15 protein-coding genes and 1 pseudogene are annotated in these 15,277 nt (G+C 66.1%); 12 read left to right on the top strand and 4 right to left on the bottom strand.

Annotated features, from left to right (window positions below; all coding sequences use genetic code 11):
• The first annotated feature begins 8 nt into the window (after nt 1-8).
• Complete coding sequence (locus AC07WS_RS28435; protein WP_494732296.1) at nt 9-1,784, top strand: DUF885 domain-containing protein; 1,776 nt, start codon at nt 9-11, stop codon at nt 1,782-1,784.
• Nucleotides 1,785-1,887: 103 nt separating this feature from the next.
• A complete protein-coding gene (locus AC07WS_RS28430; protein WP_494732295.1) occupies nt 1,888-3,219 on the top strand; it encodes a DUF945 family protein in 1,332 nt (443 codons plus the stop codon).
• Nucleotides 3,220-3,229: 10 nt separating this feature from the next.
• Here the strand turns inward: AC07WS_RS28430 and AC07WS_RS28425 are convergent, their stop codons facing one another.
• The 3 genes from AC07WS_RS28425 to AC07WS_RS28415 all read right to left on the bottom strand — a co-directional run bounded on the left by AC07WS_RS28425 (nt 3,230) and on the right by AC07WS_RS28415 (nt 6,459).
• Nucleotides 3,230-4,567: a reverse transcriptase family protein gene (locus AC07WS_RS28425; protein WP_494732294.1), complete on the bottom strand. Its 1,338-nt coding sequence runs from the start codon at nt 4,565-4,567 to the stop codon at nt 3,230-3,232.
• Nucleotides 4,568-4,761: 194 nt separating this feature from the next.
• Nucleotides 4,762-5,661, bottom strand: coding sequence for an NAD-dependent epimerase/dehydratase family protein (locus AC07WS_RS28420; protein WP_494732293.1), 900 nt, complete (start codon nt 5,659-5,661; stop codon nt 4,762-4,764).
• 102 nt (nt 5,662-5,763) lie between these two features.
• Nucleotides 5,764-6,459, bottom strand: coding sequence for a PEP-CTERM sorting domain-containing protein (locus AC07WS_RS28415; protein WP_494732292.1), 696 nt, complete (start codon nt 6,457-6,459; stop codon nt 5,764-5,766).
• A gap of 182 nt (nt 6,460-6,641) precedes the next feature.
• Between AC07WS_RS28415 and AC07WS_RS28410 the strand changes: the two genes are divergently transcribed.
• The 8 genes from AC07WS_RS28410 to AC07WS_RS28375 are packed head-to-tail and all read left to right on the top strand — an operon-like array spanning nt 6,642 to nt 12,241.
• Nucleotides 6,642-7,499 (top strand): urease accessory protein UreD, encoded by an 858-nt coding sequence (locus AC07WS_RS28410; RefSeq protein ID WP_494732291.1) that lies wholly within the window; start codon nt 6,642-6,644, stop codon nt 7,497-7,499.
• A 9-nt stretch (nt 7,500-7,508) separates the two neighbouring features.
• On the top strand, nt 7,509-7,811 hold the full coding sequence (locus AC07WS_RS28405; RefSeq protein WP_117010090.1) for an urease subunit gamma: 303 nt from the start codon (nt 7,509-7,511) through the stop codon (nt 7,809-7,811).
• 12 nt (nt 7,812-7,823) lie between these two features.
• Nucleotides 7,824-8,150, top strand: a complete 327-nt coding sequence (locus AC07WS_RS28400) for an urease subunit beta (RefSeq protein ID WP_117010091.1) — start codon at nt 7,824-7,826, stop codon at nt 8,148-8,150.
• Between the two features lies 1 nt (nt 8,151).
• Nucleotides 8,152-9,852 carry an urease subunit alpha gene (gene ureC / locus AC07WS_RS28395; protein WP_494732290.1) on the top strand — a complete coding sequence of 567 codons (1,701 nt, stop codon included), beginning with the start codon at nt 8,152-8,154 and terminating at the stop codon, nt 9,850-9,852.
• Between the two features lie 2 nt (nt 9,853-9,854).
• A complete protein-coding gene (ureE, locus tag AC07WS_RS28390; RefSeq protein ID WP_161092029.1) occupies nt 9,855-10,358 on the top strand; it encodes an urease accessory protein UreE in 504 nt (167 codons plus the stop codon).
• Nucleotides 10,358-11,038 carry an urease accessory protein UreF gene (locus tag AC07WS_RS28385; protein ID WP_494732393.1) on the top strand — a complete coding sequence of 227 codons (681 nt, stop codon included), beginning with the start codon at nt 10,358-10,360 and terminating at the stop codon, nt 11,036-11,038. The genes ureE and AC07WS_RS28385 overlap by 1 nt, the downstream gene beginning before the upstream one ends.
• Before the next feature lie 13 nt (nt 11,039-11,051).
• Nucleotides 11,052-11,687, top strand: a complete 636-nt coding sequence (gene ureG / locus AC07WS_RS28380) for an urease accessory protein UreG (protein ID WP_494732289.1) — start codon at nt 11,052-11,054, stop codon at nt 11,685-11,687.
• Nucleotides 11,684-12,241, top strand: coding sequence for a HupE/UreJ family protein (locus tag AC07WS_RS28375; protein WP_494732288.1), 558 nt, complete (start codon nt 11,684-11,686; stop codon nt 12,239-12,241). The genes ureG and AC07WS_RS28375 overlap by 4 nt, the downstream gene beginning before the upstream one ends.
• Here the strand turns inward: AC07WS_RS28375 and AC07WS_RS28370 are convergent.
• Nucleotides 12,238-12,858: a 1-acyl-sn-glycerol-3-phosphate acyltransferase gene (locus tag AC07WS_RS28370; protein ID WP_494732287.1), complete on the bottom strand. Its 621-nt coding sequence runs from the start codon at nt 12,856-12,858 to the stop codon at nt 12,238-12,240. The genes AC07WS_RS28375 and AC07WS_RS28370 overlap by 4 nt on opposite strands.
• 171 nt (nt 12,859-13,029) lie before the next feature.
• Here AC07WS_RS28370 and AC07WS_RS28365 point away from each other — a divergent pair, with 171 nt between their 5' ends.
• Both AC07WS_RS28365 and AC07WS_RS28360 read left to right on the top strand, forming a co-directional pair.
• Nucleotides 13,030-14,403, top strand: coding sequence for a sigma-54 dependent transcriptional regulator (locus AC07WS_RS28365; RefSeq protein ID WP_494732286.1), 1,374 nt, complete (start codon nt 13,030-13,032; stop codon nt 14,401-14,403).
• 249 nt (nt 14,404-14,652) lie between these two features.
• Nucleotides 14,653-15,277, top strand: a pseudogene (locus tag AC07WS_RS28360) (hypothetical protein); the annotation flags it as partial.

The raw sequence follows: 15,277 nt of genomic DNA, 5'->3' as shown, positions 1-15,277 counted from the left end.
GGAGTGTTATGGAAAAGAAGTTCAGCGCCGCCATCGCCGGCGCATGCATGCTGTTAGCCGTCGCCGCCGCCCATGCCGACCCGGCGCCGGCCGTCAAGCCCGGCCCCGCCGACGCGCAGTTCAAAGCCATCTACACCCAGGAGTGGAAGTGGCGCATCAGCCAGAAACAGGAAGAGGACGAGGACGACGACAACGGCGTATCGCCCTCGCTGCCGCGCATCGACGCCGCCACGCAGAAGCAGCGGCTGGCGTATTGGCAGGGCGTGATGAAAAAGTTGGACGGCATCGCGCAGGACAAGCTGTCGGCGCCGGAGCGCATCAACTATCAGGTGTACAAGGCGCAGATCGCCGCGCTGATCGCCAGCCAGGTGTTCCGCGAATACGAGAAGCCGCTCAACGCCGATTCGGCCTTCTGGTCCAACATGGCGTCCGGCGCGCGCAAGCCGCTGACCAATGAAAAACAGTACCGCGACTATCTCAAGCAGCTGGCCGAAACGCCGCGCTACTTCGACGAGGAGATGGACAATATGCGCGCCGGCCTGGCGCGCGGCTTCACGCCGCCCAAGGTCACGCTGATCGGCCGCGATTCCTCGATCACCTCCGTCACCGAGGCCAAGACGCCGCAGGACAGCGTGTTCTACCTGCCGTTCAAGAGCATGCCGGCCACCATGCCGGCGGCGCAGCAGGAGGCGCTGCGCGCCGAGGGCGTGAAGGCGATCCAGGCCTACGTGCTGCCGTCGTACGCCAAGCTGCTCAAGTTCATGCGCGAGGAATACGTGCCGAAGGCGCGCATCGACCTGGCGGCCGAGAGCCTGCCGGACGGCAAGGCCTACTACCAGTCGAAGATCGTGGAATTCACCACCACCTCGATGAGCGCGGACCAGATCCACCAGATCGGCCTGAGCGAAATGGCCAAGATCCGCGCCGAGATGCAGGACGTGATCAAGCAGACCGGCTTCGAAGGCGAGCTGCCGGCCTTCCTGCAGTTCCTGCGCACCGACCCGCGCTTCTACGCCAAGACGCCGGAAGAGCTGCTGATGCGCTCGGCCTGGGTGGCCAAGAAGTTCGACGCCAAGGTGGGCCAGTACTTCGGCTACCTGCCGCGCCGCCGCTTCGCCGTGATCCCGGTGCCGGACGACCAGGCGCCGTTCTACACCTCGGGCCGGGGCGGGCCGGGCGTCTACCTGGTCAACACCTACAATCTGCCGGCGCGCGCGCTGTACTCGATGCCGGCGCTGACGCTGCACGAATCGGCGCCGGGCCACGCGTTCCAGATGCCGGTGGCGATGGAGCAGAAGGGCCGTCCGCCGTTCCGCAACGCCTACATCTCGGCCTATGGCGAGGGCTGGGCGCTGTACTCGGAGCGGCTGGGCGTGGAGATGGGCATGTACGAAACGCCGTACGAGGTGTTCGGCATGTTGAGCTACCAGGCCTGGCGCGCTTCCCGGCTGGTGGTCGATACCGGCATCCACAGCAAGGGCTGGACCCGCAAGCAGGCGCAGGACTACCTGCACGACAACACCGCGCTGTCCGACCACGAGATCGAGACGGAAGTGGACCGCTACATTTCGTGGCCGGGCCAGGCGCTGTCCTACTACCTGGGCGAGATGAGCATCATCAACGCGCGCAAGAAGGCCGAGGCGGCGCTGGGATCGAAGTTCGACATCCGCGCCTTCCACGACACGGTGCTGCAACTGGGCTCCGTGCCGCTGCCGGTGCTGGAGGCGCGCATCGACACCTTCATCGCCGAAGGCGGCAAGAGTCCGTATCCCAACCTGGACTAAGCTCTCCCAGATGTAATGCGGCCGTGACAAAGTGTGTAGATCAGAGCCTGGGTGGTTAGGTAGAATCGCGGCCCTACCATAACCATCTTTTTCGGGCAGCACGTTGAAAAAATCGATATTCGCAGTAGCCATCGCCGGCGCCTTGCTGGCGCATACCTCCACCCGGGCAGTCGAGCAGGCACCGCCGGTCGTCATTCCGGCGCCGGCCAAACCGGTCAAGTCCTCGTTCGCCGAAACCATCGCCGCCGCCGGCAAGGAGATCGCGGCCGCCATGGGCGACGAGACGGATTCCGCGAAAAGATTGGCGATTTTTTCGAAGCTTGAATTCTCGCCTGGACTGCGTCCCAAGCTGAAGGAGGTATTCGGCAGCGAGCACATATTCCAGACGCAGCGCACCGTCGGGCCGAAAGGGCAGGTCGCTTACATCGTGAAGCTGGTGCCGCACGCCTATCTGGACGAAAACGCGATGGCGTTTTCGTGGGCCGAGCTCAATTCCAGGACCGAGATCAACAAGGCCGGCACCACGATGAATACCCGCGTGACCTGGCCTTCGTTGTCCATCGTCGGCGCTGCGACCAGCGGCATGCTGGAAAAGATGTCGCTGGACTTCAAGCATCAACGCGGGAAGGACGACCTTTGGTACGGCAACGGCGTGGTTAAGGTGGGCTCGGTGGTGGTACGCGGGACTGCGCCGGGAAGCTCGGAATTCAAGGAGACCATGCGGTTTGAGGACATCTCCACCGGCGTCGGGATGGCGCCACGCGGCAAAAAGATCGACTTGAACTACGCCTTCTCGATCAAGTCGATCGTGTTCGGCGGCGACCGCATCGAGCGCGCCAATATCGGCCTGCGCCTGGTGAATCTGCCGGCGCAAGCGGTGGCCGACATCGATCGTGAAATGAAAAATGTGCAGGGCAGCGGCCTGCCGGACGATGCGCAGCAGGAGGTCATGCTCAAGTCCATGAAGACCTTCGGCAAGCGCATGATGACGAGCGGCTCCAGTGTGGTGATCGACGATATCAGCGCCAGCTACCGCGGCAACACGGCTTCGATCAAGGGCCGCGTCGATTTCGACAAGGTGGTGGACGCCGATTTCAACTCGCCGCTTGAACTGGGCAAGAAGATCATCGCCCGCCTCGACGTGCGCGTGCCGCTCGCCATGGTGAACGACGTATCGCGCGCGGTGGGCGCCAAGCAGGTGGATGCATCCGCGCCCAATGCCGCAGAACAGATCGAGGCGGCGGGCAAGAACCTCGCCGGCATCGTGATCGGCAAACTGGTAAACGAGGGTTTCGCAGTGCTCGACAAGGGCGAACTGCGCTCGGCCATCGAAATCAAACAGGGCAAGCTGACCTTCAACGGCAAGGTCGTTCCGTTGCCAGGCATGCCGGATGGTGACTTTGTAAAGACCTTTAGCGGCACGAAGAAACCGTAAGCGAATTCGCTCAGGCTGGCCACGCGATGGCGTCGAACAGCCGCTTCAATTTAAGCGCCCGGTTCGCGTTGACCATCGCCACGTAGGAAATCCGGCCGGCGAGCCAGGCGCGGAAGTTGGGATGGTTTGCGCGGTTCTGCGTGGCCTGTCCGTGCCGCACGCAGTTGGTCAGCGTGGCTTTGAGCCTGTCGTACTCGTCGCGCGCGATGTTGGGATGCGCGTTGACGACCACGCCGGTAACCTGCTGGCGCGTCCCTTCGCGCATCAGCCGCGTTTTGCGGGTATGGATGCGGAAGCCTTCTTCGAGGGCGATCGCCGCGACCTGAATATGGAACCGTTCCGCGGCGCGCGCAAAATCCTGCTCTCCTGAAAACGCCAGGTCGTCGGCATAGCGGCTGTATGACGCGCCCAGCGACTGCGCCAGCGCTTGCAGGCGCATGTCGAGGCGGTAGGCGCACAGATTGGCCAGCGCGGGCGAGCATGGGGAGCCTTGCGGCAGATGGTGCGACTTCAGGGCCTGGCGCTCGGCCCACGGCAGCGAGCCGCCTTCCATCGGATCGCCAAACACGCCGCGCGGCGCGCGGTTGACGCAAATGCGCGCCAGCGTTCCAGCGACGCTGGGCGAATAGTTCAGTTTTTCGAACAGCGCGTGGATGCGCGCGTATTGTATGCTCGGGAAAAAATCCTTCAGGTCCATGCGGATGACGATGCGCCGGCCCGCGTGCAGCGCGGCGTGCGTGACGCAGGAGCGTCCGCGCCGGAAGCCATGCGCGGCCGGATGCGGCGGCAATCGGTCCAGCAGATGGCGGAGGATTTTCTGCTGGATGCGGCGCAGCCGCGCCTTGGGGATCTCGATCAGGCGCAAGCCGCCGCTGCGCTTCGGCACCCAGCGATAGTGATAGTGCTGCAGGCGCGATTGGTGGTTCCCTTCAACGCGCCATTGGTCGGCGAACCAGTCCAGCGCACCCACCGGTTCATCGAGCCACGCGGCCAGCGCGCCCACCGTGGGCAGGTCCGGCAGCGCGAGCGCGGCGGCCCACGCGGCCTGCGGCGGACGTATCGGCGGATCGACGCAATAGCGCCGCACTGCCGGCAAGTCGATGTGGGGCTGGGCCTCGTCGTTGTCGTCGCCGCCGATAAGCTGCGCGAGGATGTCCGCGACCTCGTGCCGGCTGAAGTAGTGGAAGTTCTCGCCAGTCCGTTCGCCGAGCGCTGCGCATATCTTCGGCGCCCATGGCTGCGGTGCGCCGAAAACACGGCTGCATGCCGCGACCAGGCTGTCCACGTTGCCGCTTGAAGCCAGCATCGTGTCGGCCAGCGCCAATGCGGTAAGTTTTGCGATCGTCATGCGTAGTGAAAGGAGCGGAGAGCCTTCAACGAGTCTCGTGATGCGTGAGCTGACTTGCGTGGTAACGCAACGCGGCTCATGCGGCGAAGTGCTGAACATAAAACATCCACGGGGTAGCCCCGCAGAGGCTGTCCCTGCCGAAGCAAAGACCGGCCGGCTTGAAGGATCCGCCCCGCCCACAAGGTAGCGGAATTTTATTTAAAAATCAATGCTTGTTTGGCGATCCAGTCCAGCACCGACGGGCCATGCGGCTTCCAGCCCAATTGCGTGCGCGCCCGTTGTCCTCGCACGCGGCTGTTGGAGCCCAGGCCGTACGAGGCCATCTCGTAGCCCCATTCCTCCTTGGCCTGCTCCAGCGGCCAGTCCTGCGGCTCGCCCAGGCCCAGTGCGCGGGCGATGGCCGCGCTCATGTCGCGGAACGAGGCTTCGCCGCTTTCGACGAAGTAGAACGCGCCGGCCTCGGTCTTCTCCAGCGCCAGCAGATACAGGTCGACCACGTCGTCGATGTGGACGTTGGACCAGATATTCAGGCCGCGTCCCACATGGCGCACGATGCCGCTCTTGCGGGCCTGCTTGATCAGGCGTGGCAGCTGCACGCTGTCGCGCGGCAGCGCGCCGTCGCCGTAGATCAGCGTATTGCACAGCACCGCCGAACGCACGTCTTTGCCGGCGGCGGCCAAAACCAGGTCGTCGATGGCGACGCGCGCGGCCTTGTCCGCGGTGGGGGCGGGGAGTTGGTCTTCGAAGTAGATGCGGTCGGTGCCTTCGCCGCCGGAGGCGTCGCCGACGATGCTCGAACCGCTGGTGTGCAGGAACACTTTGCCGGAGCCGGCCAGCGCGTCGATGAAGGCTTCGACGGCGGCGCGGTTGTCGCTGCTGGCGGCGTTGATGACGGCGTCGGCCGCCTGTGCCTGGGCGATCAGCAGATCGCGGTCGTTGAGGGTGCCGACTACGCCGGTCACGCCGATCCTGGCCAGATCCTGCAGCTGCTCGGGCTTGCGTACCAGGCCGACCACCTGATGGCCCGCGCGCACCAGGCCCGCTGCGATGGAACCGCCGATAAAGCCTGCTGCGCCGGTGACGAATACTTTCATGCTTTGCTCACTTAATCAAATAGGGGAGCAAGCAGTATGGGGACGAGCACCGCGCGCAAACAGGCCGCGCGGCGCAAAGCTCCCTTGATTACGGCGCAACGATCAGGCTTGGGCCTTGCGCTGTTTGCGTTTGGCGACCACGCCCAGCACGGCCAGGCCGCCCAGCAGCATGGCGTAGGCGTCCGCTTCCGGCACCGGCGCGGTAGCCACCGCGAAGGACAGGTTGTCGGCATAGCCGTCGTTGTACGAGCCGGCTTCGCGGGTCATGGTCAGCGTGATGCCGACATTGAGCGCACCGACCGGGATGTAGCCTTGCGTGTCGCGCTGCAGCAGGCCGGTTTGGTTGCCGCGTTCCGAATTGGAGACGGGACCCAGGCTGGTGCTGGACAGCACGGCGCCGCCGCTGCCGAAGAAGGTGGCGGTCAGCTTGGCGTTGTCGTTCTGCGACGAGTAGCCGCCCAGCCAGGCCGACAGGTCGTAGCGCGAGGCGCCGGTGTTGATCGCGCTGCTCAGCGACGACAGGTCGATGGTCTGGGTGGCGGTGGACTTGGCGTTGCTGTCGCCGCCGGCGAAGAAGTAGGTGCCGCGGTCGGACGGACCTGGATCGGCCGGGAAGGGGAAGCCGCCGCTGGCGCCGTACTGCACCACGGTGAATGCCGACGTGGTGTTCCAGCCGGTGGTGTTGCCGGTTTCGGCGTTACCGTTGGCGATCAGGTTGGAGCCGAAGCCGGTGGCGTGTGCGGCCGGGGCCAGTGCCAGGGCAACCGCCGCAGCGGCTGCAAAAGTCGAGAAGCGCATTGCTAGTCCTTGGTCGGAAATGAGAAATGGTGATTATTTTACAAGCAAAAAAGACAAAAGTAAAACTTGACGCACCACGCGCGCACCGACATGGTGCGTAAGACTCGCTTTGGTGCGAAATAAGTCTTTACATCGCCTGTGGCGCGCGATTCGGCTGGCATGACGATTGCATTACGTTAGCCATGCCCGATACCACCGCATCCAGAGAACTCGCCGCCGGCCCTAGCGCATGGCAGGCCAGCCTCACGCTCGGTTTTGCCGACGATGGCGGCACCACGCGCCTGTTCGACAACCGGCACTATGGCCCGCTGCGCGTGCAGAAGGCGCTGTACCCGGAGGACGCCAAGGTGTGCCACGCCATCGTGGTCCATCCGCCGGGCGGCGTGGTGGGCGGCGACCAGCTGGCGATCAATGTCGGCGTTGGCGCGCAGGCGCATGCCTTCATCACCACGCCGGGCGCCGCCAAGTGGTACAAGGCCAACGGCAAGGTCTCGCGCCAGCACGTGCTCCTGACCGTGGGCGCGGGCGCCGCACTCGAATGGCTGCCGCAAGAGACCATCTTTTTTGATACCGCTAACGTGGCGCTGGACCAGCACATCGAACTGGCCGAAGGCGCCACCTACATCGGCTGCGAGATCCTTTGCATGGGCCGGCGCGGCTCCGGCGAAAGCTTCAACACCGGCACCGTGGCCCAGCGCAGCAGCATCCGCCGCGACGGCAAATTGATCTGGTGGGAGCAGGGCGCGATGCTGGGTGGTCGGCTCGACAGCCCGCTGGCGCTGAACGGCAGGACCGTCTGCGCCACGCTGATCGCGGCCGGCAAGCCGCTGCCCGCCGCCGTGCTGTCCGAGATCCGCGCCGATATCCAGGCCGACGGCGGCCACGTATTCGGCGTCACGCAAACCAAGGGCGTGCTGGTCGCGCGTCACCTGGGCGACGACAGCGAGACCGCGCGCCGCCTGATGCTCACCGTCTGGCGCCGTTTGCGCCCGCACCTGCTGGGCCGCGCGGCCGTCACGCCGCGCATCTGGCAAACCTGAGAGACACCTATGGACCTGACACCAAGAGAAAAAGACAAACTGCTGATTTTCACCGCCGGCATCGTGGCGGAGCGCCGCCTCGCGCGCGGCCTGAAGCTGAACTACCCGGAAGCGGTGGCGCTGATCACCTGCGCCATCATGGAAGGTGCGCGCGACGGCAAAACCGTCGCGCAGCTGATGTCCGACGGCACGCGCATTCTTACGCGCGCCGACGTCATGGAAGGCATCCCCGAAATGATTCCCGACATCCAGGTCGAAGCGACGTTCCCCGACGGGAGCAAGCTGGTGACCGTCCACAACCCCATCCCCTAAAAGGAGATCGCCATGATCCCAGGTGAATACATGCTCGAAGAGGGCGAGATCGGCCTCAATGAAGGCCGCGCCACAGCGACCGTCGTGGTGACCAACCAGGGCGACCGGCCGGTGCAGGTCGGATCGCATTTTCATTTTTTTGAGGTCAACACGGAGCTCAAATTCGAGCGCTGGAAGGCCTACGGCATGCGCCTGAATATCGCCGCCGGCACCGCCGTCCGTTTCGAGCCGGGCCAGCAGCGCACCGTGGAGCTGGTGAAGCTGGGCGGCGACCAGAAGGTGTTCGGCTTCAACGGCAAAGTAATGGGCAAGCTCGATCCCAATCCACCGAAGGGCTGACATGGTTACAATCTCGCGCCGCGCCTACTCGGAAATGTTCGGCCCCACCAAGGGGGACCGCATCCGCCTGGCCGATACCGAACTGTTTATCGAAATCGAACACGATTACGCCACCTACGGCGAGGAAGTCAAATTCGGCGGCGGCAAAGTGATCCGCGACGGCATGGGCCAGTCGCAGCGCGTGGCCGCCGACGTGATGGACACGGTGATCACCAACGCGGTGATCGTCGACCACTGGGGCATCGTCAAGGCCGACATCGGTCTGAAAAGCGGCATGATCGCCGCCATCGGCAAGGCCGGCAATCCGGACATCCAGCCGAATGTGACGATGGCCATCGGCGGCGCCACCGAGATCATCGCCGGCGAAGGCATGATCGTCACCGCCGGCGGGGTGGACACGCACATCCACTTCATCTGCCCGCAGCAGATCGAGGAAGCGCTGATGAGCGGCGTGACCACGATGATAGGCGGCGGCACCGGGCCGTCCGCCGGCACCTCGGCCACCACCTGCACGCCGGGGCCGTGGCACCTGCACGCGATGCTGGGCGCGGCCGACGCCTTCCCGATGAACCTGGGCTTCCTCGGCAAGGGCAATGTGTCGCTGCCGGAGCCGCTGGAGGAGCAGGTGCGCGCCGGCGCCATCGGCCTGAAGCTGCACGAGGACTGGGGCAGCACGCCGGCAGCCATCGACAACTGCCTGTCCGTGGCCGACCGCATGGACGTGCAGGTCGCCATCCACAGCGATACGCTCAACGAGGGCGGCTACCTGGCCGACACGCTGGCCGCGTTCAAGGACCGCACCATCCACACCTTCCACACCGAGGGCGCGGGCGGCGGCCATGCGCCGGACATCATCGCTGCGGTGGGCGAATCGAACGTGCTTCCATCATCGACCAATCCCACCCGCCCGTTCACCGTCAACACGCTGGACGAGCACCTGGACATGCTGATGGTGTGCCACCACCTGGACGCGGCCATCGCCGAGGACGTGGCCTTCGCCGAATCGCGCATCCGCCGCGAGACCATCGCGGCCGAGGACATCCTGCACGACATCGGCGCGATCTCGATGATGTCGTCCGATTCGCAGGCCATGGGCCGGGTCGGCGAAGTGGTGATGCGCACCTGGCAGACCGCACACAAGATGAAGGTGCAGCGCGGGCCGCTGGCGCCGGATTCCTCCCGCAACGACAACTTCCGCGTCAAGCGCTACATCGCCAAGTACACGATCAACCCGGCCATCACGCACGGCATCGCGCATGCGGTGGGCTCGCTGGAGGTGGGCAAGATCGCCGACCTGGTGTTGTGGAAGCCGGCCTTCTTCGGCGTCAAACCGTCGACGATTCTGAAGGGCGGCATGATCGCCGCCGCGCAGATGGGCGATCCGAACGCCTCGATCCCGACGCCGCAGCCGGTGCATTACCGGATGATGTTCGGCGCCTTCGGCGGCGGCTTGAAGAAGTCGTTCACCTTTGTCTCGCAGGCGGCGTTCGACGCCGGCATCGGCGAGCAGCTCAAGTTGAACAAGACGCTGATCGTCGCCAAAAATATGCGCGCGCTGCGCAAGTCCGACATGATCCACAACGGCGCCACGCCGAAGATGAGTGTCGATCCCGAAACCTATGAAGTGCGCGCCGACGGCGAGCTGCTGGTCTGCGAAGCCGCGGCCGTGCTGCCGATGGCGCAGCGCTATTTCCTGTTCTGATCATGCTGACACTACACACAAAAATCCCCCACGCCGACGCCATCGCCGCGCGGCTGGTGCTGCCTTACGAACTGCGCGAGAAGTGCCGCCTGCGGGCCACGCTCGATACCGGCGAGGACGTCGCCGTGTTCACCGTGCGAGGCACCGTGCTGCGCGATGGCGACCTGCTGACCGGCGAGGACAAGCGCGTGGTCAAGGTGGTGGCCGCGCCGGAGCCGACCTACAAGATCACCTGCGCCGACGCGCATACATTGCTGCGCTGCGCCTTCCATCTCGGGAACCGGCACACGCAGGCGCAGGTGGGCGACGGCTTCCTGCGCATCCGCGCGGACGCGGTGCTGAAGGAGATGCTGGCCGGCCTGGGTGCGACGGTGGTGGAGGAGAAGGCTGCTTTCGAGCCGGAGTCCGGCGCGTACGGCGGCGGGCACTCGCACCACCACGACGGCAATCCGCTGGCGCCGATTCCGCTGCGGCAGAAAATCCACCGGCCCGGCGATCCGAAATGATGCAGGCCTCCGCGCTGCTCAACCTCCTGCAATTCGCCAGTCCGGCCTTGCCGATCGGCGCGTACAGCTATTCGCAGGGGCTGGAGGCGGCGCTGGAAACCGGCATCGTCCACGACGCCGCCACCGCGCGCGCATGGATAGTGCGGCATCTGCACGAAGTGGTCGCGCAGTGGGAGGCGCCGGTGTGCTGGCGCCTGATGCAGGCATGGTCGCGGCGCGGCTGGCGCGGCGCGGCGGAATGGAACGAACGCTTCATCGCCTCGCGCGATAGCGCCGAGTTCCGCGCCGAGACCATCCAGATGGGCTACTCGCTGACCAAGCTGCTGGCGGAACTGGGCTTCGTCGATGCGGAGATGCTGGCGCGGTTGCAGGGCGAGCCGGAAGTCGCCTTGCCGACCGCCTTCGCCTGCGCCGTCGCCGCGCTGGACATCCCGCACGACGCGGCTTTGCTGGCGATGCTGTTCGCGTGGGCCGAGAACCAGGTGCTGGTGTGCGTCAAATCCGTGCCGCTGGGGCAGGTGGCGGGCCAGCGCATCTTGCTGTCTCTGCGGGCCGACATCGAAGCGGCGGCCCAACACGCGCAGACCGTCGCCGACGACGACATGTGCAACTGGGCGCCCGGCCTGTCGCTGCTGTCGATGCAGCATGAAGTGCAGTACAGCCGTTTATACCGATCCTGAAAAGAGAACCAACATGACATCAACTTCCAATCCCCTGCGCGTCGGCATCGGCGGCCCGGTCGGCTCCGGCAAGACCGCCCTGTGCGAGATGCTGTGCAAAGGCATGCGCGATCACTTCGACATGGCCGTCATCACCAACGACATCTACACCAAGGAGGACATGGAGATCCTGCTGCGCGCCGGCGCGCTGCCGGCCGAGCGCCTGATGGGCGTGGAGACCGGCGGCTGTCCGCACACGGCGATCCGCGAGGACGCATCGATCAACCTGGAAGCCATCGCCCGCATGCAGGCGGACTTTCCCAATCTTGATCTGATACTGGTCGAATCGGGCGGCGACAACCTGGCCGCCACCTTCAGCCCGGAGCTGTCGGATCTGACGATCTACGTGATCGACGTGGCCGGCGGCGAGAAGATACCGCGCAAGGGCGGTCCCGGCATCACCCGCTCCGATCTGCTGATCATCAACAAGACCGACCTGGCGCCGCATGTCGGCGCCGACCTCGATGTGATGGCGCGCGACGCCAAGCAGCAGCGCGGTGCGCGGCCGTTCGTGTTCACCAATCTGCGCAGCGGCGACGGCGTGGCCGCGGTCATCGATTTCATCCGCGAGCAGGGGCTGCTCGGACAAACCCCACAGGAGATCCAGTGAAGCACAAACGCATCGCGGCGGCAGCCGCGCTGATACTGTTTAGCGCCGTCGCTTCGGCCCATCCGCAGGGAGGCGGCGCGCATACGCACGGCTTCTTCGACGGTTTCGTTCATCCGTTCACCGGGCTGGATCACTTGCTGGCGATGCTGGCGGTGGGCATGTGGAGCGCGCGCCAGTCCAACGCGCGGTGGCTGCCGGCCACCTTCCTCGGCATGATGCTGGTGGGTGTGCTGACCGGCGTGGCGGGGCTGGCTATCCCCGGACTGGAAGCGGGCATCGCGCTGACGGTGGCCTTGTTGGGGGCGTTAATCGCGGTGGCGGCGCGTCTGCCGGCGGCGCTGGGCGCGCTGATGGTGGGCGCGTTCGCACTCTTGCACGGCAACGCGCACGGCCATGAACTGCCCGAGGCGGCATGCGCCATGGGCCTGCTGGCCGCCAGCGGGTTGCTGGTCTACGGGGGCAGGGCGCTGGGCCGCGTCAGCCCGGCGCTGGCGCTGAAGATCTCCGGCGCCGCGATTGCCGCCACCGGCGTGATGCTGGTGGCGACAGCCTAGTCGCGCGTCTCGGCGCGGCGCTCCTGCAGCACAATGGGCGCCGCGTTTTTCGGATACAGGCCCTGGTGGCCTTCGAAGCCGGCGCGGATGGCGGCCAGGTCGGCCTCCTGGTCGCCGGTCAGGAACACGTGGTCGACCAGGCCCAGCGTCTTGTTCGGATAATCGATATACACCAGCACCAGCGGCACCTTGGCCTCCAGCGCCAGATGGTAAAAGCCGCTCTTCCAGTTCGGACGGTAGCCGCGCGTGGCTTCCGGCGTGATGCCGACCCAATACCAATCGGCCGCGTTCATGCGCTGCGCCTGCAGCTTGATGGTGCCGCTTGGCGTGCCGCGTTCGACGGGCTCGCCGCCCAGTGCGCGGAACCATTTACCCAGCACCGGCAACTTGAACAGCGAATCCTTGGCCAGCCAGCGGAACGGCAGGTTCAGCGCCCATTTGCCGAACAGGCCGACCATGAAGTCCCAGTTGGAGGTATGCGGATAAATCACGGCGATGCCGCGCGGGCCGGGCAGCGGGCGATACAGCATGCGCCAGCCGAACAGGCCCAGCACGCGCAAGGCGGTGCGCTGGCTCCAGCTCGGCAAATCGGCCGGCTTCAGTTGAAAGTCGCTCATGTAATGCTCCTGTCTTTGTTTTTAACTTATTTTCACTATTGACAGGCTGGCATATCCCTCGTCAAAAAAACTGCGCAGGCATTCTATATTGATGCCGAAGGCGCGGCAAGCTTCTTGTGTTTGCTCGAATTGAAAGCTTGAACTTATCTTATGTTTGGTCGTCCAACCCGGATGACGAAAAAAACCATACTTTGCCTGGCGGTCGGGAGCGCCGCCATACCGGAAACAATCAACGCCGCAGTGGAGGGATGGGAGGTGTACAGCGCGCTGACGCTGGCCGAGGCGCGCCGCCACTTGAAGGCGCGCCCGCTGGCGCTGGGCCTGCTGCTGGCGGAGGCGCACGACGAGCAGCTGCGCGCCGCGCTGGACGACTTCCTGCACGAGCATTGGAGTGTGCATTGGGTGGCGGCGCTGCACGCGCCGGCGCTGGAGTCGCCCGCGTGGCGGCAGCTGGTGCACGACCACTGCGGCGACTACCACACCTGGCCGCTGGACATCGAACGCCTGCGGCAGACGCTGGGCCACGCGCATGGCCTGGCTGCCTTGTGCCGTCCGCCGCCTGGGCAGCGCCACGCCAGGCAGGAACCCGCGCTGACGGGGCAGTCGGCCGCCATCGCCAGGCTGCGGCGGCAGATCGTCAAGGTGGCGGGCGCCAGCGCGCCGGTGCTGATCTGGGGCGAAAGCGGCAGCGGCAAGGAGCTGGCCGCGCAGGCCGTGCATGCGCACTCGCCGCGCCGCGACGGGCCGTTCGTGCCCATCAACTGCGGCGCGATCCCGGCCGCGCTGATCCAGTCCGAATTGTTCGGCTACGAGCGCGGCGCCTTCACCGGCGCGGCGCGCGAGAAACGCGGCCTGATCGAGACGGCGCAGGGCGGCTCCATCTTCCTCGATGAAATCGGCGACCTGCCGATGGAGCTGCAGGCCAACCTGCTGCGCTTCCTGCAGGAGAAGACCATCTACCGGCTGGGTTCCACGCGCAGCATCGCGGTCGATGTGCGGGTGATCGCGGCCTCGCACGTCAACCTGGCGCAGGCGGTGGAGCGCGGCGCCTTCCGCGAAGACCTGTACTACCGGCTCAACGTGCTGGCGCTGGACGTGCCGCCGCTGCGCGAGCGGCGCGAGGATCTGCTGCCGCTGGCCGAACATTTTTTCAACACCTATGCCAGCGAGCGGGCGCCGCGCGTCAAGGGCTTCAGCGGCCGGGCGGCGCAGGCGATCCGCGATTACGACTGGCCCGGCAATGTGCGCGAGTTGCTCAACCGCGTGCGGCGGGCGATGGTGATGGCCGAGGGACGGTTGATTCTGCCGCAGGACCTGGGCCTGAGCAGCGGCCGCGCGCCGGCCGAGACCGCGCCGCTGGACGACGCCCGCATCCGCGCCGAGCGCGACGCCATCGACGCCAGTCTGCTGCGCGCCGGCCGCAACATCACGCTGGCCGCGCGCGACCTGGGTGTCTCGCGCATGACGCTGTATCGCCTGCTGGCCAAGCACGGCATCCCGGCGCCGTCGCGCGCCTGTTACACCGGCGCTCCGTCGTCGAAATAGGGGCTGGCGCTGGCGCGGAAGACGCGTGTGCGCTGCTTTGCTGTCACACCGGTGTGACGCGCAGCGACCGATGGCGTGCCGCAGCGTCCGCAGCGGATCGGCGGTGGCGGCGAATAGCCCAGTGTTTTCAACGGTTTGCGCGCACGCCGCCGTTGGTGGCATCAAGTTTGCGAATGAGAGGGAGGGCTGGGAGATCGGTCCCCTGGCACCATTTGATCAACCGTACACCTTGTTAGGTAGGGAGCAGCTATGAAGAAAACTCTGATCAGCGCGGCGATCGCGCTGGCGTTTGGCGCCAGCGCAGCGTATGCGCAAACCACCACGCCGCCGACAGCCACCACGCAGTCCGGCACCGGCGCGCATGCGAGCGACTCCGCCTCGGCGGTCCAGGACAGCAGCAACAAGAACAACAATAACAACAGCAGCGGCGGCAACGCGGCCAGCCAGATCGGCGCGGCGGCCGCCAACAACGGCGGCACGGCCACCTCCTCGCTCGCCAACGCGTACAACACGTCGTCGGCCAACGCCAACAGCACGCTGACCGGCACCGTCACTGGCAACACCGTGCATGACATCGGCAACAACGCCAGCAACAGCGCCGGCAGCACCGGCGGCGCGGGTTACGGCGGCGTGGGCGGCGCGGCGACGGCCGGCGCGGCGACCGGCACCGGCGGCTATGGCGGCGACAGCTACGGCGGCAACGGCGCGGCCGGCGGCATGGGCGGCAACGCCACCAACGGCAGCGCCACCAACGGCTCGCCGGTGGTCGGTGGCAGCACCGGCGGCGCCGGTGGCGGCGGCGGCTACGCTTCGGGCGCGGCCAGCGGCGTCGGCGGTGCGGGTGGGGCGGGCGGCGCGGGCGGCGCGGGTGGCC

Source organism: Duganella sp. GW821-FHT01E12, from assembly GCF_059422325.1.
The sequence above is the reverse complement of the archived record's forward strand: the minus strand, read 5'-3'. Positions and strand labels throughout refer to the sequence as shown.

Excerpts from the sequence above, each read along its gene's own strand:
- AC07WS_RS28425 (WP_494732294.1), bottom strand. The coding sequence starts at position 4,567 with ATGACGATCGCAAAACTTACCGCATTGGCGCTGGCCGACACGATGCTG.
- AC07WS_RS28370 (WP_494732287.1), bottom strand. The coding sequence starts at position 12,858 with ATGAGCGACTTTCAACTGAAGCCGGCCGATTTGCCGAGCTGGAGCCAG.
- AC07WS_RS28385 (WP_494732393.1), top strand. The coding sequence starts at position 10,358 with ATGCAGGCCTCCGCGCTGCTCAACCTCCTGCAATTCGCCAGTCCGGCC.
- AC07WS_RS28405 (WP_117010090.1), top strand. The coding sequence starts at position 7,509 with ATGGACCTGACACCAAGAGAAAAAGACAAACTGCTGATTTTCACCGCC.
- AC07WS_RS28400 (WP_117010091.1), top strand. The coding sequence starts at position 7,824 with ATGATCCCAGGTGAATACATGCTCGAAGAGGGCGAGATCGGCCTCAAT.
- AC07WS_RS28410 (WP_494732291.1), top strand. The coding sequence starts at position 6,642 with ATGCCCGATACCACCGCATCCAGAGAACTCGCCGCCGGCCCTAGCGCA.
- AC07WS_RS28415 (WP_494732292.1), bottom strand. The coding sequence starts at position 6,459 with ATGCGCTTCTCGACTTTTGCAGCCGCTGCGGCGGTTGCCCTGGCACTG.
- AC07WS_RS28435 (WP_494732296.1), top strand. The coding sequence starts at position 9 with ATGGAAAAGAAGTTCAGCGCCGCCATCGCCGGCGCATGCATGCTGTTA.
- ureE (WP_161092029.1), top strand. The coding sequence starts at position 9,855 with ATGCTGACACTACACACAAAAATCCCCCACGCCGACGCCATCGCCGCG.
- AC07WS_RS28420 (WP_494732293.1), bottom strand. The coding sequence starts at position 5,661 with ATGAAAGTATTCGTCACCGGCGCAGCAGGCTTTATCGGCGGTTCCATC.
- AC07WS_RS28365 (WP_494732286.1), top strand. The coding sequence starts at position 13,030 with ATGACGAAAAAAACCATACTTTGCCTGGCGGTCGGGAGCGCCGCCATA.
- ureC (WP_494732290.1), top strand. The coding sequence starts at position 8,152 with ATGGTTACAATCTCGCGCCGCGCCTACTCGGAAATGTTCGGCCCCACC.
- ureG (WP_494732289.1), top strand. The coding sequence starts at position 11,052 with ATGACATCAACTTCCAATCCCCTGCGCGTCGGCATCGGCGGCCCGGTC.